The organism is Rhizobium mayense (genome assembly GCF_030272705.1).
GTDB lineage: Bacteria > Pseudomonadota > Alphaproteobacteria > Rhizobiales > Rhizobiaceae > Rhizobium > Rhizobium mayense.
In genome coordinates this window covers 1-22,075 of record NZ_JARFYM010000019.1, presented here as the reverse complement: position 1 = coordinate 22,075, position 22,075 = coordinate 1, and the positions used below count along the sequence as shown (strand labels likewise).

Sequence of the window (22,075 nt, the reverse complement as noted above, 5' to 3'; positions counted from 1 at the left end):
CTTGAAGGTTAATAAGTCCAGGCAGCTATTCTGTTTTGATTTAATCTATCCTGGGTTCGATTTTTGCCGACGGCGATTTTGAGTAAAGGCTCAAGTAGCCGCAAGTCACAGGCAAGCTTCATATTCTAATCCGGCAAGTAGAGACACCTTCGATGTCGACACGGAGAGAGCAATGATTGTTCTTGGTTTGACTGCTTCGCTGATGGCCGGCATGACGCTCGCTGCCTTCGTGTTTTTGAGCCTCATCGAAGAGACCCGCGGCAAGGCCGCCCCGCGCGTGCTCTGAGTATTTCCTCAGACGCCCATAGGCGCGCAAATCCCACATCAACTTAGCTTATGCGCGCGGCATCGGGCCGTGCTTACCGTCTTTCTCGCTCCGCCAGAGCTAGCGTCGGGCTCGATAAATCCGTATGAAGCCGGACGACCCGGCACCGAGATCGACCCTATTGATGTCCGATACGACCCATTTTGAAACAAGTCAGCATGCACTTTCCTTGCGGCTTGCCCTTGCAATCATCTTCGGCATCACGCTTTGGCGCGTGGTGATGTTGATCTTCAACACGACGGACCTGTTTGTCGATGAGGCGCAATATTGGTTCTGGGGCCAGAACCTCGACTTCGGCTATTATTCCAAGCCGCCAATGATCGCCTGGGTCGTCCGCTTCTTCAACGCGATTTCCGGTTCGGATTCGACCTTCTGGATCCGCGTTTCCGCGCCGCTCTTCCATCTCGCCACCGCGCTGACGCTGATGCGGACGACGCGGCGACTGATTGCGGGGGACGTCGGGCGCGAGATCGCGCCCTGGGTCGGCGTCATCTTCATCACCCTGCCGGCCGCCTCACTTTCGGCCGTACTGGTATCGACGGACACGATCCAGATCCTGTTCGTTACGATTGCGATCTGGGCCTTTCTCGGCCTGACCAAGCGTTCGTCCGTCGTTGAAGCGCTGATCCTCGGTGTCAGCCTCGGCGTCGCCTTCCTGACGAAATATTCCGTGCTGTTCCTGCTGCCGGGTGTCGGCGTTGCCATGCTGACGTTGCGTTCGGCGCGCATTGCCTGGCGTGACGTGATCATCGCCGCCATAGCCGGCGCCATAGTGGTCGCCCCGAATCTCTGGTGGAATTTCGCCCATGATGCGGCAACGGTGCGCCATACCGAAAGCATTGCCCACTGGAATGGCGACGGAAACGGCGGCGGGCTGGTGAAGCATTTGCTTGGCGCTCTCGGATTCGTCGGGGCGCAATTCGGCGTCGTCGGGCCCATCATTTTCTATGCCATGCTCTGGGCGACATGGCGGATGATCCGCGGCAAAAGCGACGACAGGGAAAAGCTGCTCGTCTGGCTGTCGATCCCGGTCGTGGCGTTGATCACGCTGCAGGCGCTGTTTGCCAAGGCCTATGCCAACTGGGCGGTCACGGCCTATGCCGCCGGCACTATCCTTGCCGTCTGGCTGCTTTACCGCCTGACGAAAAAGGGTCTGGTCATCTCTTTGATCATTGGCTCGGTCGTTGCCTTCCTTTTGCCGGTCCTGACCGTGTTCGCCTATGACATCAAGCTGCCGAATGGCAATCTGATCATGCAGCGCTATGTCGGCCGCAGCGCCATCAGCCTGGAAATCGCCGATATCGCCGCCCAGGCGAACACGCCGGATATCGTCGCCGATAACCGAGATATTCTCGCCGATCTGTTCTACACGCTAAAGGGCAAGCCTTTTCATATCTACGCTCGCAACTACGGCGGCTTTCCGAAGAGCTACTACGAGCAGAAATTTTCGCTGCCTTCCAGTGTAACCGGCGACGTGCTTTACATCGATGACGAACCCTTCGATTGCGCCGCAGGCCGGTCGGAGCTCGTCAAACGCTGGTCGCCGGATTTCGGCAACATGAAAGGCAGGACGCTCTACGCCTACCGTCTTTCGCCAAGCTGCCTGGCCCCCAAACCTCAATCGTGATGTGAAGCCCGGCGCAGGTAGACGCCCCAACCAAGCTCCTGCATTTCCGCGAAGACGACGCCACCCTCTTCGAAAGCCAGGCGCAATTGCGCCTCGGTCGCCCGGTGAATATCATGGTGCCCGCCCTCATAGTCGCGGATCGTGCTTCGTGACACGCCGGCTTTTCCGGCTATGTCCGACTGCGTCCAATCGAGCAGCCCACGCGCCGCCCGGCAGAGCGCAGGCGTGAGAATCATTGGGTTGGCGCCTTGATTCACGATTAAAAACCACCCATATTGGTCAACATACGCCAAATATGTCATAAACTGCACGGGATTTCCAGTATCGAGGAGACTGCAATGCCACACGACACGCCTTTGATTTCGACGATCGTCATGGGCCTCGTACTGGCATTCATCTTCGGCGCCATCGCCAATCGGTTCAAGATGCCGCCGCTCGTCGGCTATCTTCTTGCAGGTGTGCTCGCGGGCCCGCACACACCCGGCTTCGTCGCCGACCAGAGCCTGGCGCCGGAACTCGCCGAAATCGGCGTCATCCTGTTGATGTTCGGCGTTGGCCTGCATTTCTCACTCAAGGATCTCCTGTCGGTACGCGGCGTAGCGGTTCCCGGTGCGATCGTTCAGATCGGCTTCGCAACCCTGCTCGGCTGGGGGCTCGGCGCCCTGATGGGCTGGCCGCTCGGCGGCAACCTGGTCTTTGGCCTCGCGCTCTCCGTCGCCTCGACGGTCGTCCTCCTGAAAGCCTTGCAGGAGCGTCGGCTCATCGAGAGCGACCGCGGCAAGATCGCGGTCGGCTGGCTCATCGTCGAAGACTTGGCCATGGTGCTGGTTCTCGTCCTCATTCCGGCCGCCGCCAGCATTTCCGGTCATGGCACGCCCGAGCCATTGTCGGCCGGCCTGAACCGGATGTTGGGACTCGATCTCGGGATCACCGGCATCATCGCCATGACGCTGCTCAAGGTCGCGGCCTTCGTCGGGCTGATGCTGGTCTTCGGCCGGCGGATCATTCCCTGGATCCTGCACCTCATCGCCCATACCGGCTCGCGTGAACTTTTCCGCCTCGGTGTCCTCGCCATTGCGCTCGGCGTCGCTTTCGGGGCTGCAAAACTCTTCGGCGTATCGTTGGCGCTCGGCGCGTTTTTCGCCGGCATGATCCTGTCGGAAAGCGAGCTCAGCCACCGGGCCGCGCAGGAAAGCTTGCCGCTGCGCGATGCCTTCGCCGTGCTGTTCTTCGTCTCGGTCGGTATGCTGTTCGATCCGAATATCCTGATCGACAATCCGTTGCCGTTGCTGGCGACCGTGTTCATCATCATCATCGGCAAGTCGGTCGCCGCGTTCTTCATCGTGCTCGCCTTCGGCAAGCCGATGAGCACGGCACTGACCATTTCCGCCAGCCTAGCACAGATCGGCGAATTCTCCTTCATCCTCGCCGCACTCGGCGCAGATCTCGGACTGCTGCCGGCCGAAGGCCGCGACCTGATCCTCGGCGGCGCGATCATATCGATCATTTTCAACCCGGTTGTCTTCATTGCTTGTGACTGGCTGCAAAAGATGTTGGAAACCAAGCGGCAGAGCGAGGCACCGGAAAGTAAAGAACCTACTGCGCAAGCGGAACAGTCGGCGACGGGCAAAGCCTCGCCTGCCCTTGTCGATCCACTGGCCAAGACCGTTGGCGATGAGGGACTGCGGGCGACCACACTTGCCGGCCATGTCGTGCTGATCGGCTACGGCCGCGTCGGCAGCATTGTCGGCGAAAACCTCAAATCCTCCGCTACGCCTTTCGTGGTCATCGAGGATTCCGAGAACCGCATCGGCGAACTCAAACAGCAGGGAGTCGAGGCGATCTACGGCAATGCGGCCTCCGCGGCGGTTCTGGCATATGCCAATATCGCCGGGGCGCGCAGCCTGGTCATCGCCATTCCGAACACCTTCGAGGCGTGCAGTGCGGCCGAACAGGCGCGTGCCGTCAATCCACCGATCCTGATCGTCGCCCGCGCCCATTCCGAAGCCGAAATCGACGTGCTCAAGCAATATGGTGCCGATACGGTCATCATGGGAGAGCGAGAAATTGCACTGGGCATGGTTGACCGGCTGGCTCAAGTGCATCATGACAAGCCGCACTATGAAGACGCGAAGCGTGCTGATATCATGATTGAACCGTCGGAATCCGCTCCGGCAAAGGAATGAAGGCCTTTTATACCGTTGGACCCGTTCGAATTCGGCGCCGCCGACAGCGAAGAGAACGATAGCAGGATGACGCGCCGCGCCGGAGCGCGTGTCATCGCCTCGCTTTTCGTCGCTTTCTTCGCCTATGTCGGACTGGCGCTCGGCGGCGGCATCAATCTCGCTGCGCGGGCGGACGCCGAGGCCTTTTCCTCCGGCAAGGACAGCCAACCGCTCTATCTCGCCTTGCGCGATCCGGTGCGCGGCACGGTCGTCGCCGACCGCACGGTTACACCGAAGGCCACCTGGCATGATATTGGGCCGGCGACGCTCGCCGCTCTTCCGTCGCTCGGATTTCTGAGCAATCCGTGGCGGCCGAGCGACCGTGGCGTCATCACGCGGCACGAATCCTTCGCTTTTGGCGCCTATCTCGCTCGCGCGCCGCCGGCTGCTTTCGCCTGACCGGTTCGCGCGCTTAACGGCGCATCTCCGACATGACTCCACGTCCGCCAGCGGTAGGCTCCGCTGGCATTAGCGTATTTCCAAGGATAATACCCATGCGCACCTCACCATGGCTGGTGGTCCTCTATACAGTGATCATCGTGCTTGGCCTTTTCATTGCCCTGCCGAACGCGCTGCCGCCGTCGGTTCTCAGCAAGGTCCCGTCCTGGCTGCCGCATAGCCAGGTTTCCCTCGGCCTCGACCTTCGCGGCGGCTCTTATCTCGTCCTCGAAGTCGACGAGAAGGACTTGACCAACGGCCGGCTGCAATCGCTGATGCAAGACTCGCGCCGTGTTCTGCGCGACAAGAACATCCTGACCCGTTCGATCGTCCGCAATGGCGACCAGATCATCGTCACGCTGACCGATCCGTCGCAGAGCAATGATGCGGTGACCCAGCTCAGAACCCTCACCAACACGATCTCGTCCGGCCTCTCCGCGGGCCAGTCTGATCTGACGATCACGCCGAATGGCGGCACGATTGCCATGTCCTTCTCGCCGGCCGGCATTGCCAGCAACGTCGATTCCGCCGTCCAGCAGAGCTTGGAAGTCATTCGCAAGCGCGTCGACCAGGTGGGCGTCGCCGAACCGACCATTCAGCGTGTCGGCCCCAACCGTGTCCTCGTGCAGCTTCCGGGCGCACAGGACCCGTCTCGCCTGCGCGAATTGCTCGGTTCCACCGCGAAGATGTCCTTCCATCTGCTCGCCGACAATGTCGATCCGAACAATCCCGGCCCGGGCGTCACCATCCTGAAGGATGACGAAGGCCGCAGCTATCCGGTTCTCGATCGCATCGAGCTCGCCGGCGACCGTCTCACCGACGCTCGCGTCAGCTTCGACCCGAACACGCACGAGCCGCTCGTCACCTTCCGCTTCGACAGCGCCGGTGCCAACCGCTTCGCTGAAATCACCCGTGAAAATGTCGGCAAGCCCTTTGCCATCGTTCTCGACAACAAGGTGCTGAGCGCGCCGAACATTCGTGAGCCGATCACCGGCGGTTCGGGCCAGATCTCGGGCAACTTCACAGCTGACAGCGCAACGACCCTCGCAGCGCTCCTGCGCGCCGGTGCCCTGCCGGCCAAGCTGACGGTCATCGAAGAACGCACCGTCGGCGCCGACCTCGGCAGCGACGCGATCCAGAAGGGTATCTATAGCGGCCTGGTCGGCTTCGCCTTGGTTGCCGCCTTCATCTTCGTGCTCTACGGCGCCTGGGGGATTCTCGCGAATGTTGCACTGCTCATCCACACGATCCTGACGTTCTCGGCGCTGACGCTTGTCGGCGCCACGCTGACGCTGCCCGGCATCGCCGGTGTCGTCCTCGGTATCGGCCTGGCGGTTGATGCCAACGTTCTCATCAACGAGCGCATCCGCGAAGAAACCCGCAAGGGCCGCGGCGCCTTCGCTGCTATCGATAACGGCTTCAAGAAGGCTTATTCGACAATTATCGATGGCAACATGACGGCCCTGATTGCCGCCGCCATCCTGTTCTACTTCGGGTCCGGCCCGGTTCGCGGCTTTGCCGTGACTATGGGTCTCGGCCTCATTATCTCGATGTTCACCTCCGTCGCCTTCGTGCGCGTCGTGATGATTGCCATCACCCGTCGCCGCAAGCTGAAGGTGATCAACATCAGGCCGCTGATCCCCTTCAGCCCCTATGACAAGCACATCCAGTTCATGAAGGCCCGCTTCTTTGGCGTCACCGTCTCGGCGATCCTGTCGATCGCCTCGGTGGTCCTGTTCGTCCATCCGGGCCTCAACTACGGCGTCGATTTCCGTGGCGGCATCCAGATGTCGGTCAAGACCAAGGACGCGGCCGATTTGTCGACGTTCCGCGCGGGCCTGAACACGCTCGGCCTCGGCGAAATCGCACTGCAGTCTTTCGGTGACAACAACAGCCTCCTTGTCCGCGCCCAGCGCCAGGACGGCGGCGAAGAGGCGCAGACAGCCGCGGTCACCAAGCTCAAGGCAGAAATCATGAAGATCGACCCATCCGCGACCATCGAAGGCACGGATGTCATCGGTCCGAAGGTTTCGGGCGAGCTTGCCTGGGCGGGCATCCTGTCGGTCCTGATCGCCAGCCTGGCTATGCTGTTCTACATCTGGTTTCGTTTCGAATGGCCGTTCGCGGTCGGCGCCATCGTCACGCTGGTACTCGACGTCACCAAGGCGATCGGCTTCTTCGCGATCACCGGCCTCGACTTCAACCTGACGGCCATCGCCGCGATCCTGACGCTGGTCGGTTACTCGGTGAACGACAAGGTCGTGGTCTATGACCGCATGCGTGAAAACATGCGGCTCTACAAGTCGATGCCGCTGCGCGAGATCATCGACAAGTCGATCAACGAGACCCTGGCGCGAAGCCTCTACACCAACGCCACCGCCTTCCTGGCGCTGGTGCCGATGGCGATCTGGGGCGGCAGTGCCGTCTCCAGCTTCGCGATCCCGATGGTGTTCGGCATACTCGTCGCTGGCGCCTCGTCGGTCTTCATCGCCGCTCCAATCTTGCTGTTCCTCGGTGATTGGCGGCGCCGCCATGCCAAGGCCGCCGTCGATGATGCCAAGCCGGACGACAAGTCCGGCAGGGACAACAAGCAGATCCCCGCCGCCGAATAAGCAGCGGATGGTCATGAATATGGACTTGCCCGGCTTCCGGGCATGTCCACCGCCTCCAGATCAGATGGATGGCATGTGCAGCGGTAGTCCCGGGCGCGGTGCCGTTATTTTCTCCACAACACCATTTTCCTGCTCGGTAATGAGTGCAAATTTGCCATCGAGGGTGAAGGCAATATTGCTCGGCCGCGCGCCATCGGTGCGGATACGGCCGGCAATCTTTCCCGTGGGATCGATCATGCAGATCTCGCCCTGTCCGTAAATCGTACAATAAAGCATGCCGTTGCGATCGAAAGCCATGCCAGCCGGCCCGCACAGCGCCTTCACAGCCGGCGCCGGCATCACCTGCGCAAACAGTTCCTGCCGTCCGCCGACGATCTGACGATAGATTTTCCCGGTCAATGTCTCGCTGTAGTAAAGCAGCCCGTCCGGCCCGAACGCTATGCCATTGGCATAGAGCAAGCCGGTCGCCAGCACGCGCTGCACCCGGCCTTCAGCCGGGTCGATCTGATAGACGCGGCCGTTATAGGGCGCCTGAAAAAAATCGGGATTAATGTCGGAGCCTTCGATCAGGTCGGAGATACGGACGCCGGAATCAGTCATATAGAGCAGGCCGGCAGGACCGAAAGCCAGGTCGTTCGGGTAGAGAAACGGGCCGTCTTCGCCGCCTTCGATCACCTGCAAAGTGCGGCCTTCAGGAGAGATCCGAACAAGGGAGTTTTCCGGACCGCCCGCCACCCAGAAACAATTGTCGCCATCGACCGCGAGCCCGGACGGTCGCCCACCGGGCCGGCAGATTTCACGACGGATGCCGCCAGCGGCGATCATCGTCAGGCACCGACGACTGTCATCTGCCTCCACAAGCGCGATACGCCCATCCGTCAGGGCAACCGGCGCCTTGGGCTGGCGCAATCCGGTGGCGATCGTCTCATTCATATTCGGGAAACCTACCCAGCGCACCGAAACCCCAAATCATCTGTCACAATTGGTAAATAAGTACCCCAAAGGCTTTTTTCGAGCCGGCTTCCATTAAATCTGAACCATCTTCATGACGGGAGGGTCACATCTCTGTGCAGATGCGGTCGATCTTGACAGTTTCCACCAATTCAGAACATTCATCGAACATTCGGATATTATTGCGAACGTGATTCGTCACCGATCCCGTGTTCGCCGACTGCCGTCCGAAGCCTTCAGGAGAGACCATGAGCGCTGCCTATCTGGAGAAGCTGAACCCGGAGCAGCGGATGGCGGTGGAGCACGGCACGACGGTCGAAGGCAGCCATATCGCCGGACCGCTGCTGGTGATCGCCGGCGCTGGCTCCGGCAAGACCAACACGCTTGCCCATCGCGTCGCGCACCTGATCGTCAAAGGCGCCGATCCCCGCCGTATCCTGCTGATGACCTTTTCCCGCCGGGCCGCTACCGAAATGGGACGGCGCGTCGAGCGCATCTGTCGCGAGGTGCTTGGCGCCAATGCCGGCATCATTGCCGACGCGCTCACCTGGACCGGCACATTCCACGGCATCGGTGCGCGGCTCCTGCGCGATTACGCCGAACAGATCGGCCTCGATCCGGCCTTCACGATCCATGACCGCGAAGACAGTGCCGACCTGATGAACCTCATTCGCCATGAGCTTGGCTTCTCCAAGCTGGAAAGCCGCTTTCCGACCAAGGCGACCTGCCTTGCCATCTATTCCCGCGCCGTCAATTCGGAAACGCCGCTCGAAGAGATACTGCGCGATTTCTTCCCCTGGTGCGCGGCCTGGGACAAGCAGTTGCGCGACCTCTTCGCGGCCTATGTCGAAGCCAAGCAGGCACAGAATGTGCTCGATTACGATGATCTGCTGCTCTATTGGGCACATATGCTGCACGAGCCGCTGATCGCCAAAGATATCGGCGGCCGCTTCGACCATATGCTGGTCGACGAATATCAAGATACCAACCGGCTGCAGTCATCGATCCTGCTGGCATTGAAACCGGACGGCCAGGGGTTGACCGTCGTCGGCGACGATGCACAATCGATCTATTCCTTCCGCGCGGCAACGGTACGCAACATCCTGGATTTCCCGACCTCCTTTACCCCCGCCGCCAACATCATCACACTCGATCGCAATTACCGCTCGACGCAGCCGATTCTGGCGGCCGCCAATGCGGTGATCGAACTTGCTTCCGAGCGCTTCACGAAGAACCTGCACACGGAGCGACAAAGCGCGCAACGCCCGCGGCTGGTGACGGTGCGCGATGAAAGCGACCAGGCGCGCTACGTTGCCGATCAGGTGCTGGAAAATCGCGAGAGCGGTGCGAAGCTCAAGCAGCAGGCCGTGCTTTTCCGGACCTCGCATCATAGCGGGCCGCTGGAGGTGGAGCTTACGCGCCGCAATATCCCCTTCGTAAAATTCGGCGGGCTGAAGTTTCTCGACAGCGCCCATGTCAAGGACATGCTCGCCGCCCTTCGCTTTGCCCAGAACCCGCGCGACCGCGTTGCCGGCTTCCGCCTGATGCAACTCCTTCCGGGCGTCGGCCCCTCGACCGCGCAGCGCGTGCTCGACCATATCGGGGACGAGGCCAGTCCGATGGCAGCGCTGGCCGATTTTCCGGCGCCGCCGCGCTCCGGAGAGGACTGGACGAGTTTCGTTGCGACCATGCAGGAGCTGAAGAGCGGCAAGGCCGGATGGCCAGCCGAAATCGGCCTCGTGCGGCAATGGTACGAACCGCATCTGGAGCGAGCGCACGAGGATGCGGCAACGCGCCAGGCGGACTTGCTCCAGCTCGAACAAATTGCCGGCGGCTACGGTTCGCGCGAGCGCTTCCTCACCGAATTGACGCTCGATCCACCCGACGCCACCAGCGACCAGGCCGGCGTGCCGCTGCTCGACGAGGATTATCTCATCCTTTCGACCATCCATTCCGCCAAGGGCCAGGAATGGACGAAAGTCTTCGTCCTCAATGCCGTGGATGGCTGCATTCCGGCCGATCTCGCCGTCGGCTCCTCCTCCGAGATCGAGGAGGAACGGCGGCTGCTTTATGTCGCCATGACTCGCGCCAAGGACAGCCTCGATCTCGTCATCCCGCAGCGTTTCTTCACCCATGGCCAGCATGCCCAAGGCGACCGGCATGTCTTCGCCTCGCGCACACGCTTCATCCCGGCAACCCTGCTGCAGTTCTTCGAGGTCTGCGGCTGGCCGCAAGCACGCGCGGAAAGCGCTGCAGCGGTCCATGCGCGACAGGTGCGCGTCGATGTCGGGGCGAGGATGCGCGGTATGTGGCGGTGAGTTGCGGCTTATTCGTTGAGGTTTGCAGCCTGCCGAGGAGCCCCTCAACTCACTCGATTGTCACGATAATCTTCAGCTCGCTTCCCGGAACATCTCGATGATCGCCGAGAAATCGCGGCCGCCATTGCCGAGCTTCTCGAAGAGCGCGTAGAGCTGCGCCGCTTCGGCACCCAGCGGCGTCGATGCGCCGCTCGACAGCGCCGCCTCCTGCGCGAGCCGCAGGTCCTTCAGCATCAGTGCCGCCATGAAGCCGGGCTTGTAGTCGTTGTTGGCCGGCGAGGTCGGCACAGGGCCGGGCACCGGGCAATAAGTGTTGATCGACCAGCATTGACCGGAGGACGTCGACGCGACGTCGAACAGAGCCTGATGCGACAGGCCGAGCTTTTCGCCGAGCACGAAGGCCTCACAGACGCCGATCATGGAAATGCCGAGGATCATGTTGTTGCAGATTTTCGCCGCCTGGCCGGCGCCGGCATCGCCGCAATGGACGATCTTCTTGCCCATGACTTCGAGCAGCGGCTTGGCGCCTGCAAAACTCTCCTGCGACCCGCCGGCCATGAAGGTAAGCGTTCCGGCCGCAGCGCCCCCGGTGCCACCGGAGACCGGCGCGTCGAGCGACAGGCAGCCGGCATCGTCAGCCATCGCGTGGGCTTTGCGGGCGCTTTCGACATCGATGGTCGAGCTGTCGATCAGCAAGGTACCCTTCGGCACGGAGAGCAGGATATCGGTCCAGAGCGTCAGCACATGCTGCCCCTTCGGCAACATGGTGATGACAACTTCGGCATCCACCAAGGCCTCGGTCAGCACGTTTGCGGCTTTGACGCCCGTCGCCTCCGCAGCCTTCAGCGCATCATGCACGAGATCGAAGCCGACGACGTCGTGGCCTGCCTTGACCAGATTGGCGGCCATGGGGCCGCCCATATTGCCGAGCCCAATGAATGCGATCCGTGTCATGATGCTCTCCTCTCATGATCATTTATGCCTCGAAAAGCGGCGGCCGCGCCGGCACGAAGAAGCGATCGATGGCGACATCATCGACTTCGGCAAGGCTTGCCGGCGACCATTTTGGATTGCGGTCCTTGTCGATAACCGCGGCGCGCACGCCTTCGTAAAAGTCGGGATTATACAATATCCCGAGACAGGCGCCGAGTTCGCGGTTCAGGCATTCTGCCAGGCTCGCACCCTTGCGGCCGGCTCGCAGCAATCTCAGGGTTAATTTCAGGCTGGTGGGAGAGCGCGTGGCGATCATCTGCCGAGTTTCGGCGGCGAAATCGCCGGCCTCTCGCGCCAGCGCCTCCTGAATGTCCTCGACGGTATCATATGCGAGCGCCCGATCGATCATATCGCGGTTGGCGGCGAGCCGACTTTCGCCCGCAGGGGATGCCATACCTGAAATCACCCTGTGCACATCGGCCGGCGACGCTGCGATGGACAGCGCACCGATCGCTTCAATCAGAGCCGGTAGATCGGACGACGCAACACAATGATCGGCCAGCCGCGCGTAGATCGCGTCGGCGGCATTGATGGCCTGGCCCGTCAGGCCCATCCATGTGCCGGCTTCGCCCGACGTACGCGGCAAAAGCCAGGTGGCGCCGACATCGGGAAAATAGCCGATGCCGGTTTCCGGCATGGCGAGCCTGGTGCGTTCCGTAACGACACGATGGCTGCCATGGGAAGAAAGCCCGACGCCGCCGCCCATGGTGATGCCGTCCATCAGCGCCACATAGGGTTTGGGATAGTTGGCAATGGCATGATTGAGGCGAAACTCTTCGCGCCAGAAGGTCTCGGCTTCCGCAGAGCCTCGTTTGCCGCTCTCATGCAAGAGACGGATGTCGCCGCCGGCACAGAAGGCCCGCTCGCCCTCCCCGCTGACGATAACGCTGGCGATTGCGGGATCGGCGGCGAAATCAGCAAGAGCCGATGCAATCGCCCGGATCATCGGCAATGTCAGGCTGTTCAGCGCCTGCGGCCGGTTGAGACGGATAAGACCCGCCGATCCCTGACGGCCGACGATGACCTCTTCTATGCCATGCATTCGAAAACTCCCTCTGCCCGCCTTCTTCAATCAATTGGCGCTTAGCGGTTGTCGGCAAGAATCATCTCGGCGGCTTTCTCGGCGATCATGATGGTCGGCGAGTTGGTGTTCCCCGATGTGATCGACGGCATGACCGAAGCATCGGCGATCCGAAGTCTTGCCAAGGCGCGAAAGCGCAGGCGCGGATCGACCACGCTTTGCGGATCGCCGCCCATGCGGCAGGTGCCGACCGGATGAAAGATCGTCGTGCCGATATCGCCGGCCGCACGCTCCAGATCGGCGTCGGTCTGATAGGACGGACCGGGCTTGAATTCCTCCGGCAGGAATTTGGCAAAAGACGGCTGCGCCACGATTCGCCGCGTCAAGCGGATGGAGCGCACGGCGATTTCGCGGTCGCGCAGTGTCGAGAGATAGTTTGGGCTGATCACCGGCTGGGCCGTGAAGTCGGGACTCTCGATGTGCACAGAGCCACGGCTCTCCGGCCTAAGATTGCAAACGCTGGCGGTGATCGCCGGAAAGGGATGGACGGGATCGCCGAACTTATCGAGCGACACCGGCTGCACATGATATTGCAGGTCCGGCGTTTCCTTGTCGGGGCCGGAGCGGGTGAAGATGCCGAGCTGGCTCGGCGCCATCGCCATCGGCCCCGAGCGGCGCACAAGATATTCCAGCCCGATCGCCGCCTTGCCGAGCAATTTGGTCGCCTTCTCGTTCAAGGTCGGCACGCCGGTCACTTTGTAGGCCATGCGCAGTTGCAGGTGATCCTGCAGGTTCTCGCCGATCGCCTTGACCTCCCGCACCACCTCGATGCCTGCCTGACTCAATATCTCGCCGCGGCCGATGCCGGAAAGCTCCAATATCTGCGGCGAGCCGATGGAGCCGGCGGACAGCACCGTTTCCTTGTCGGCATAAGCGCGTTTCACCATGCCGTCATGCTGGAATTCGACACCAGTGACGGCTTCGTCCTCGACGAGCAGCCGACGGACCTGCGCCTTTGTGAGGACAGTGAGATTGCCCTGTTTCAAAGCCGGCCGCAGGAAAGCCTTTGCGGTATTCCAGCGAACGCCGGAGCGCTGGTTGACATCAAAATAGCCGGAGCCCTCGTTGTTGCCGCGATTGAAATCCGCCGTCTCGGGAATTCCGGCTTCGCGTGCGGCCGCCTGAAAGGCATCGAGCACAGCCCAGCGCACGCGGGCTTTCTCGACGCGCCATTCGCCACCGGCGCCGTGCATCTCGTCCTTGCCTTTGTGGTAATCCTCGGACTTGACGAAATAGGGCAGCACATCGTCCCAGCCCCAGCCGGAGCAGCCGAGCTGCCGCCAGAGATCATAATCGCGTGCCTGGCCACGCATATAGATCATGCCGTTGATCGAGGAGCTGCCGCCGAGCACCTTGCCGCGCGGATAGTTCAGCGAGCGGCCGTTCAGCCCGGCTTCCGGCGCGGTGGTGAAGCACCAGTCCGTGCGGGGGTTGTTGATGCAATAGAGATAGCCGACCGGGATGTGGATCCAGTGGTAATTGTCGCTGCCTCCTGCCTCCAGCAGCAGTACCCTGTTGTTGCGATCCGCCGACAGCCGATTGGCAAGCACACAGCCTGCACTGCCGGCGCCGATGATGATGTAGTCGAAGCGATCCATTCCAGAAACTCTATCGTCCGCTTTCCCCGCCCTGAACTCGTCGAAGGGGCGCGGAGAGGGTTAGGGTGAGGGGCGGGAAGGCCTTGCAAATTCCGTATTCGCTGGAAGTCCGTGCAGCCCCTCATCCGCCCTTCGGGCACCTTCTCCCCGCTCACGGGGAGAAGGAAAGTCAAGCAATCAGCGCCGATACTCAAATCCCAGCTTCCGTCCGAGCCGCGACGCATAGAATTCGCCGATGATGCCGCGGCGGAAGAGCAGGACGCAGACCATGAAGACGATGCCGGTGATGACGGTGACCGGGAATTCAGAGGTCGCGAGATAATTTTCCAGCGTTGCCACGAAGCCGGCGCCGAAAAGCGGGCCGATCAAGGTGCCGATGCCGCCGAGCAAGGTCATCAGGATCACCTCGCCGGACATCTGCCAGGCGACATCGGTCAAGGTGGCGAACTGGAAGACCAGCGCCTTTACCGCACCGGCAAGCCCAGAAAGAGCCGCCGACATGACGAAAGCGCCGAGTTTGTAATGGGCGACGGAATAGCCGAGCGAAATCGCCCGCTGCTCGTTTTCCCGGATCGATTTGAGGATCATGCCAAAGGGCGAATTGATGAAGCGCCAGATGATCAGCACGCCGATGATGAACACCGCCAGCACGAAATAATACATATTGAAGGGGTTATTGAGATCGATGACGCCGAAGAGAAAGCCACGCGGCACCGATTGAATGCCGTCTTCGCCCTGCGTGAACCTCGCCTGCAGGCAGAAGAAATAGAACATGTAGGACAGCGCCAGCGTGATCATGGCGAAATAGATACCCTGCCGGCGGATGGCGACGAAGCCCATCACGAGCCCGAGCAGCGCCGCACCGGCGACGCCGATAAGGATGCCGAGTTCCGGCGGAACGCCCCACGCCTTCACCGTATAAGCCGTGAAATAGGCGGCTCCGCCAAAGAAGGTGGCATGGCCGAAGGACAGCAGGCCGGTATAACCGAGCAGCAGGTTGAAGGCGCAGGCAAACAGCGCGAAGCAAAGCACCTTCATGACAAAGATCGGATAGATAAAAAACGGCGCCCAGATCAGCAGAACCAGGCCGACGATCAGAAAAGTCTTCTGGACTGACGAAGGGCGACGGCTTTCGGATTTCAGCGTATCGGTCATATCGGCCATGTCACGCATCCCGGCCAAAAAGGCCCGCGGGCCTGAGGAGCAGCACGATCGCCATGATCACGAAGATGACGATGTTGGATGCTTCCGGATAAAACACCTTCGTCAGGCCTTCCGCCACGCCAAGCACATAGCCGGTGATGATGGCGCCCATGATCGAGCCCATGCCGCCGACGACAACGACGGCAAAGACGATGATGATCATGTTTGATCCCATCAGCGGCGAGACCTGATAGATCGGCGCGGCCAGCACGCCGGCAAGGGCGGCGAGCGCGACGCCGAAGGCATAGGTCAGCGTCAGAAGCACCGGCACATTGACGCCGAAGACCTGCACGAGCACCGAATTTTCCGTCGCGGCACGCAGATAGGCGCCAAGCTTGGTCTTCTCGATCAGCAGCCAGGTGCCAAGGCAGACAACAAGCGAGACCGCGATCACCCAGCCGCGATAGATCGGCAGGAACATGAAACCGAGATTGACGGCGCCCACCAGCGCGGTCGGCACGGCGTAGGGCTGGCCCGAAGAACCGTAGAGATAGCGGAACGTGCCTTCAATGGTCAGCGCCATGCCGAAGGTGAAAAGCAGGCCGTAGAGCGGATCGACCTTGTAGAGCCTGCGCAGGCACAGGCGTTCGACGACAGCACCGAACAAGCCCACAATCAGCGGCGCCAGCACCAGTGAGGGCCAATAGCCGATGCCGGCATAGGCGAGCAGTAAATAGGCAGTAAAAGCACCGAGCATATAGAGCGCACCATGGGCGAAATTGATCACCCGCAGCATGCCGAAGATGATCGCGAGCCCGAGGCTCAGGAGCGCATAGAAGGAGCCGTTGATCAGCCCGATCAGCAATTGTCCGAGGAGCGCCTGCAGCGGGATACCGAATATCATGGTCATGACGTCAGACCCCCAGAACCTTGTGCAGCATGCCCATCCGCTCGGGCAATTCGCCGACCGGAAATTCCGCAACCATCTGGCCATGATCCATCAGATAGAAGCGATCGGCAATGCGGCTGGCAAAGCGGAAATTCTGCTCGACCAGCAGAATGGTCATGCCGCGCTCCTTCAGCTTTTTCAGCACCTCACCGATGCGCTGGACGATGACCGGCGCCAACCCTTCCGTGGGTTCGTCGAGGAGCAGCATGCGCACACCGGTGCGCAGGATGCGGGCCATGGCGAGCATCTGCTGCTCCCCGCCGGAGAGTTTCGTGCCGGTGCTGTTGCGGCGCTCGTGCAGATTGGGAAACAGCTCGAAAATCTCATCGACCGTCATCCCGCCTTGCGCGACCACCGGCGGCAGCATCAGATTTTCATGAACGCTGAGCGTCGAAAAGATGCCGCGCTCCTCGGGCACGAAACCGATGCCCCGGTGCGCGGTCTTGTGCAGCGGCACATGCATCATGTCGGCGCCGGCAAAGGCGATCTTACCCTTGCGCGCCCGGACGATACCGACGATTGTGCGGAGCGTCGTCGTCTTGCCGACGCCGTTGCGGCCGAGAATGGTAATGGTCTCGCCCTCGCCGACTTTCATGTCGACGCCGTGCAATATGTGGCTTTCGCCATACCAGGCATTGAGACCCTGCACCTCTAGCAGCGCCGCCATCCTACGCCTCCTCCGTGCCCATATAGGCCTCTCGGACGCGCGTGTCCTGGCTGACCGTGGCGTAGTTGCCTTCGGCGAGGATTTCGCCGCGCTGGAGCACGGTGACGTGGTGGCAGATATCGGCGACGACGGAGAGATTGTGCTCCACCATCAGCACGGCCCGGTCGCGCGCCACATCGCGGATGATGGCGGAGACGGTGTTGACATCTTCCAGCCCCATGCCGGCCATTGGTTCATCGAGCAAGAGCACCTTGGGATCAAGCGCCAAGGTCGTCGCGATCTCCAGCACGCGCTTACGGCCATAGGACAGATCGGCGGCGATGGCATTGCGCTCCTTCGCCAGGCCGACCGCTGCCAGCAATTGCTCGGCGCGTTCGTTGAGGCTCGTCAATGCCGAGATCGGCCGCCAGAATTGATGCGCCAGATTATTCGGCCGTTGCAGTGCGACGCGAACATTGTCGAGCACGGAGAGATGCGGAAAGACGGCCGAAATCTGGAAGGAACGCACCAGCCCCATGCGCGCCACCCGGTCCGGCTTTGTCCTGGTGATATCGGTGCCGAGCAGGGTGATCGTCCCGTGCGTCGGCTGCAAGAATTTCGTCAGCAGGTTGAAGACGGTCGTCTTGCCGGCGCCGTTCGGGCCGATCAGCGCGTGCACGCGGGCATGACGCACGTCGAGATCGACATTCTTGACGGCCGTGAAGCCGCCAAAATCGCGGCGGAGGCCGCGGGCGGATAAGACCACCCGCGGCTCTTCGCGTTGCTCTGTCGCGGAGATCGCCATCGGCTGATCGCAACCTTACTGTTTGACGAGATCGCAGCCGCTCTTGGCCGGATCGATGTAGGCTTCCTTGCCGGGGATGGTTGCCAGCACATTGTAATAATCCCACGGCTGCTTGCTTTCCTCAGGCTTCTTGACCTGGAGCAGGTACATGTCGTGGAACATGCGGCCGTTGGGGCCCACCGTGCCGCCGCGGGCGAAAAAGTCGTCGACGGGCATTTCGTGCAGCTCCTTCGCGACCGCTTCGGTATCGTCCGTGCCGGCCTTCTGCACGGCCTTCAGATATTGCAGGACGGCGGAATAGGTGCCGGCGTGGATCATGTTCGGCATTCTGCCCGTGCGGGCAAAGAAGCGTTTGCCGAATTCGCGGCTCTTGTCATCGAGATTCCAGTAATAGCCCTCGGTTAGGGTCAAGCCTTGAGCCGCCTGCAGGCCGAGGCCATGAACTTCGGCGAGCGTAAACAGCAGTGCCGCCAGATGCTGGCCGCCCTGGGTGATGCCGAATTCCGAGGCCTGCTTGATGGCGTTGGATGTATCGAGGCCGGCATTGGCAAGGCCGATGACCTTGGCGCCAGATGATTGCGCCTGCAGCAGGAAGGACGAGAAATCATTCGTCGACAGCGGATGACGGACGGACCCGAGAATTTTGCCGCCGTTTGCCTTGACGAAATCGGTCGTCTGCTGCTCCAGCGAGTAACCGAATGCGTAATCGGCGGTCAGAAAGAACCATGTATCGCCGCCCTGCTTGACGAGCGCGCCACCGGTACCGACGGCCAGAGCGTGCGTGTCATAGGCCCAATGGAAGCCGTAGGGCGAGCATTGTTTGCCGGTGAGGTCGGTCGTGGCTGCGCCGGTGACGATATCGATCTTCTTCTTTTCCTTGGCAATCGCCTGCACCGCCAGCGCTACCGACGAGGTCGTCAGCTCCATGATGGCGTCGACCTTGTCGGTGTCATACCATTGGCGGGCGATGTTCGAGGCGATATCGGGCTTGTTCTGATGGTCGGCATCGACGATCTCGATCGGCACACCCAGCACCTTCCCGCCAAAATCCTCGACGGCCATCTTGGCGGCTTCCACGGAGGACTTGCCGCCGAAGTCAGCATAGACGCCCGACTGGTCGTTCAAAATGCCGATCTTCACTACATTGTCGGAGGCCCCAGCGGCGAAGGCCGCGGTGCTAGTCGCAAGCAGAAGTGCCAGGGACGCAATAAGACTCTTTCGCATATCTTCTCCTCCCAGAGATTTGGCAAAAATGAATCTGTTCAAAATTGGCCAGTCGTTCTCCTCAAAACGACTTTCCTGTCCTTCAAGATCATTGAAATCGTGCGTTGACGCAAGTGAAGTTTACAATTAATTCCAAACAGTGTCTGTTCATTTTTGAACAGAAAGGGAGGCATGAAGACCGCGCCGCATTTCACTTGGGACGATCTGCAGTTTTTCCTGGCCGTGGCCCGGACCGGACAGCTTTCGACCGCAGCACGGCAATTGCGCACCAGCCACGCCACCGTCTCGCGCCGTATCGACCGGCTGGAATTTTCGCTTCAGGTCAAGCTCTTCGAGCGCAATCCACGCGGCTATATGCTGACCGGCATGGGCCAGCGCTTCGTCGATACGGCCGAGCGGATGGAGCAGGAAACCGAGCGGCTGCGGTCAGACCTGACGGTCGGGTCAGCCGCTCAGCGCGGCGTGGTGCGCATCAGCGCGCCGGAGGGTTTTTCAAACTTCTTCTTCACCACCATGCTTTCGGAGTTCACCGAGCGGTATCCGAACATTTCGCTGGAGTTGGTGACGATCCAGCAGATCATGTCGCTATCGCGCAAGGAAGCCGACATCGTCGTCGTGCTCGACCCGCCGAAAGCCGGCCCCTATTTCACCGAAAAACTGACTGACTACCATCTGCAGGTCTACGGGTCGCGGGAGTATCTCGCCAGCCACGCGCGCGTCGAGAGCCGCGACGATCTGCCGGGGCATGCCTTCATCGGCTACATCGAAGACATGATCTTCGCGCCGGGCCTTGATTATCTCGGCGACATCCATCCGCGCATCAAGCCGCAATTCCAGAGTTCCAGCATATTTGCGCAGTTGACGGCGACGAAGAACGGGCTCGGGCTCTGCGTGCTGCCCTTCTTCATCGCCAGCCGGCATCCGGATCTGCAGATGGTGCTACCCGACGAGGTCGACCTGAAGCGCCACTACTGGATCACCTGCCATCGCGACCTTCGGCAATCTCCGCGCGTGCGCACTGTCATCGATTTTCTGGTGGATGCGGTACGCCGCAACGCGCCGGCTTTTCTTGGACACGCGTCGGCTTAGGCATTCGCCATGCGCCGCGCCTCAACGTCGGTCTCACTCGCCTCGGCAAAGGCGATCGCATCATGCAGGCGCAGCGGTTTGGAAAAATGATAGCCCTGCGCCAACCGCACCCCGAAAGCACGCAGCGCCTCGGCAATCGCAGCACTTTCGACGCCTTCGGCGACCGAAGCAATACCGAGATTGCGGCTGAGATTGGCAACCGAGCGGGTGATGTTCATGCAGCGAACGTCGCGATCGAACTGCATGACGAAACTCTTGTCGATCTTGATCTTGTCGAACTCCAGCCGGTGAACATGGCTGAGGCTGGAAAAGCCGGTGCCGAAATCGTCGAGCGCAATGGTAATGCCGGCGGCGCGCAACAGGCCGATGACCTCATAGGCCGTGTCGAAATCCGACAGCAATGCCGTCTCGGTGATCTCGAATTCGATGCGGCGCGGATCGATCTTGGCGGTATGGATCATGGCCAGCAGGGCCATCGAGGTCTCATGGTCGCAGATGTCGCGCGCCGACAGGTTGAAAGACATGCGCAACGCCGAAGGCATGATCGATAACGCCTGCAGCGCCTCGGCGAACAGGATGCGGGTCATCTTGCCGATCACCGCCGTGCGCTCGGCGGCGGGAACGAAGGCATCGGGGCTGACGCGGCCAAGGCGGGCGCTGTTCCAGCGCGCCAAGGCTTCGAAGCCGACGACATGGCCATCATCGAGATCGACGATCGGTTGGTATTCCAGCGACAATTCCCGGGCGAAATTGTCGCTCTGCAATTCCAGCTCGATCAGGTGCCGCTGCTGGAGGATCTCTTCAAGATCATGGGAGAAGAACTCGACGCTGCCATTGCGGCGGCTCTTGACCTGATAGAGGGCGAAGTCTGCCTTTTCATATAGCTGCTCGGCCGTATGGCCGCCGCCCTCCGGCACGACGATGCCGCAGGAGCCGGAAATACGAATGGAGCCACCGGGCACATCATAGGGTTCGCGCAGCGTCGCGCAGAAAGCCTGCCCCAAGTCGGAGACACAATCGCGGCCGAGATCGCGTGGAAAAATCACGCCGAATTCGTCGCCACCAAGGCGCGCAATGGTGCCTTTGCCGCTCATCAGGGCCACAAAACGTTCGGCAGTCTGCTTCAAGACGAGGTCGCCCGCGGCGTGGCCAAAGACGTCGTTGACCGGTTTGAAGCCATCGAGATCGACAAGACCGACGATCGGCGGTTCCTCCGGCCGTTGCTGCAACAGATCCTGCAATTCGCGAAAAAAGCTGCGGCGGTTGGCAAGGCCGGTGAGCTGATCCTGCAGCGCGTTGCGGCTGTTGACGAGAATTAGCCGTTCAGCTTCCGTCTGCTTGTCGACAAGTTCCTCCGTCAGCCGCACCAGACCGGCAAAGTTCCGGAAATAGCTGTTGATGACGCGAATGAAGGGAAAGGTGAGGAAAATGACGCTGGTCGCCGTTGCCACGAACACGGAATTGCCGGAGACCATGAAGGTGACGACCATGAAGGAGAAGGTGATCGCCGTCGTCAGCAATGCGGCGGCCGGCAGATGCATGAGGCAGAAGACGCAGGAGATGCCCGTCACGACCAGAAAATAGGCAATCTGACCCTGCTGATAGGCATTGCCATATTGATAAAGTGCGACGGCCCAGGCGCCGAAAGCAAAGGTCAGCACGCCGCCGAACACGATCGTTCGGTTCATCACCCTATAGGCCCGATCCGCAGTTATGGAGTCCTGGCCGTGTATCTGCCACCAGGCGATCCGGAAAACACAGAATATGCTGAGGCCGACCGGCACATAAAGCGCCAGCCACATCGGCGCGGTGCGGATATGGGTGATCGCCACGGCCAGGGCATTGATGATCAGAAGAATATAAAGAACAGGTATCTGTGACGACAGCGCTTTGTATTGCGCCACCAGAAACGTCGGATTCTCTTTCTGCAGGCGCAAGCCTGAAAGCAAGTTCCTCATGGCTCTCATCCCCCACACATATAAAACCATAAAAAACTTGATTTTCAGTTATTTTTATTTGGAAATATTACTAATGAGTTCCGTATATTTTTG

General features: G+C 60.8%; 17 protein-coding genes. 6 read left to right on the top strand and 11 right to left on the bottom strand.

Annotated elements, in window-relative coordinates; translation table 11 throughout:
* Positions 1-449: 449 nt before the first annotated feature.
* Positions 450-1,952: an ArnT family glycosyltransferase gene (locus PY649_RS21130; protein WP_285870623.1), complete on the top strand. Its 1,503-nt coding sequence runs from the start codon at positions 450-452 to the stop codon at positions 1,950-1,952.
* Here PY649_RS21130 and PY649_RS21125 read toward each other — a convergent pair.
* Positions 1,943-2,254, bottom strand: coding sequence for a helix-turn-helix domain-containing protein (locus PY649_RS21125; protein ID WP_285870622.1), 312 nt, complete (start codon positions 2,252-2,254; stop codon positions 1,943-1,945). The two genes, PY649_RS21130 and PY649_RS21125, sit on opposite strands and share 10 nt — an antisense overlap.
* 36 nt (positions 2,255-2,290) lie before the next feature.
* On the opposite strand from PY649_RS21125, the gene PY649_RS21120 reads away from it, so the two are divergent.
* The 3 genes from PY649_RS21120 (at position 2,291) to secD (ending at position 7,227) form a co-directional block, all read left to right on the top strand.
* The gene (locus tag PY649_RS21120; protein WP_285870621.1) at positions 2,291-4,138 is read left to right on the top strand and encodes a cation:proton antiporter domain-containing protein; all 1,848 of its coding nucleotides are present in this window, start codon (positions 2,291-2,293) and stop codon (positions 4,136-4,138) included.
* Between the two features lie 15 nt (positions 4,139-4,153).
* Positions 4,154-4,576 (top strand): hypothetical protein, encoded by a 423-nt coding sequence (locus PY649_RS21115; RefSeq protein ID WP_285870620.1) that lies wholly within the window; start codon positions 4,154-4,156, stop codon positions 4,574-4,576.
* A 95-nt stretch (positions 4,577-4,671) separates the two neighbouring features.
* Complete coding sequence (secD, locus tag PY649_RS21110) at positions 4,672-7,227, top strand: protein translocase subunit SecD (protein WP_285870619.1); 2,556 nt, start codon at positions 4,672-4,674, stop codon at positions 7,225-7,227.
* 60 nt (positions 7,228-7,287) lie between these two features.
* Here secD and PY649_RS21105 read toward each other — a convergent pair whose 3' ends face one another.
* Positions 7,288-8,160, bottom strand: a complete 873-nt coding sequence (locus tag PY649_RS21105; RefSeq protein ID WP_285870618.1) for an SMP-30/gluconolactonase/LRE family protein — start codon at positions 8,158-8,160, stop codon at positions 7,288-7,290.
* A gap of 266 nt (positions 8,161-8,426) precedes the next feature.
* Between PY649_RS21105 and PY649_RS21100 the strand changes: the two genes are divergently transcribed.
* Positions 8,427-10,496, top strand: a complete 2,070-nt coding sequence (locus PY649_RS21100; RefSeq protein ID WP_285870617.1) for an ATP-dependent helicase — start codon at positions 8,427-8,429, stop codon at positions 10,494-10,496.
* Between the two features lie 72 nt (positions 10,497-10,568).
* Here the strand turns inward: PY649_RS21100 and mmsB are convergent, their stop codons facing one another.
* From mmsB to PY649_RS21060, 8 genes are all read right to left on the bottom strand, one after another.
* Complete coding sequence (gene mmsB / locus PY649_RS21095; protein WP_285870616.1) at positions 10,569-11,450, bottom strand: 3-hydroxyisobutyrate dehydrogenase; 882 nt, start codon at positions 11,448-11,450, stop codon at positions 10,569-10,571.
* Positions 11,451-11,472: 22 nt separating this feature from the next.
* The gene (locus PY649_RS21090; RefSeq protein WP_285870615.1) at positions 11,473-12,531 is read right to left on the bottom strand and encodes an enoyl-CoA hydratase/isomerase family protein; all 1,059 of its coding nucleotides are present in this window, start codon (positions 12,529-12,531) and stop codon (positions 11,473-11,475) included.
* A 41-nt stretch (positions 12,532-12,572) separates the two neighbouring features.
* Positions 12,573-14,168 (bottom strand): GMC family oxidoreductase, encoded by a 1,596-nt coding sequence (locus PY649_RS21085; RefSeq protein ID WP_285870614.1) that lies wholly within the window; start codon positions 14,166-14,168, stop codon positions 12,573-12,575.
* Between the two features lie 177 nt (positions 14,169-14,345).
* Positions 14,346-15,332 (bottom strand): branched-chain amino acid ABC transporter permease, encoded by a 987-nt coding sequence (locus PY649_RS21080; RefSeq protein WP_285870613.1) that lies wholly within the window; start codon positions 15,330-15,332, stop codon positions 14,346-14,348.
* A gap of 1 nt (position 15,333) precedes the next feature.
* Entirely contained in the window at positions 15,334-16,221 is an 888-nt protein-coding gene (locus PY649_RS21075) for a branched-chain amino acid ABC transporter permease (RefSeq protein WP_285870612.1), read from the bottom strand.
* A 4-nt stretch (positions 16,222-16,225) separates the two neighbouring features.
* Positions 16,226-16,927, bottom strand: coding sequence for an ABC transporter ATP-binding protein (locus PY649_RS21070; protein ID WP_285870611.1), 702 nt, complete (start codon positions 16,925-16,927; stop codon positions 16,226-16,228).
* A gap of 1 nt (position 16,928) precedes the next feature.
* Positions 16,929-17,711: an ABC transporter ATP-binding protein gene (locus PY649_RS21065; RefSeq protein ID WP_285870610.1), complete on the bottom strand. Its 783-nt coding sequence runs from the start codon at positions 17,709-17,711 to the stop codon at positions 16,929-16,931.
* Between the two features lie 15 nt (positions 17,712-17,726).
* Positions 17,727-18,935: an ABC transporter substrate-binding protein gene (locus tag PY649_RS21060; RefSeq protein ID WP_285870609.1), complete on the bottom strand. Its 1,209-nt coding sequence runs from the start codon at positions 18,933-18,935 to the stop codon at positions 17,727-17,729.
* 171 nt (positions 18,936-19,106) lie between these two features.
* Here PY649_RS21060 and PY649_RS21055 point away from each other — a divergent pair, with 171 nt between their 5' ends.
* The gene (locus PY649_RS21055; protein ID WP_285870608.1) at positions 19,107-20,024 is read left to right on the top strand and encodes a LysR family transcriptional regulator; all 918 of its coding nucleotides are present in this window, start codon (positions 19,107-19,109) and stop codon (positions 20,022-20,024) included.
* Here the strand turns inward: PY649_RS21055 and PY649_RS21050 are convergent.
* Positions 20,021-21,982 carry a putative bifunctional diguanylate cyclase/phosphodiesterase gene (locus tag PY649_RS21050; protein WP_285870607.1) on the bottom strand — a complete coding sequence of 654 codons (1,962 nt, stop codon included), beginning with the start codon at positions 21,980-21,982 and terminating at the stop codon, positions 20,021-20,023. The two genes, PY649_RS21055 and PY649_RS21050, sit on opposite strands and share 4 nt — an antisense overlap.
* Positions 21,983-22,075 lie beyond the last annotated feature (93 nt).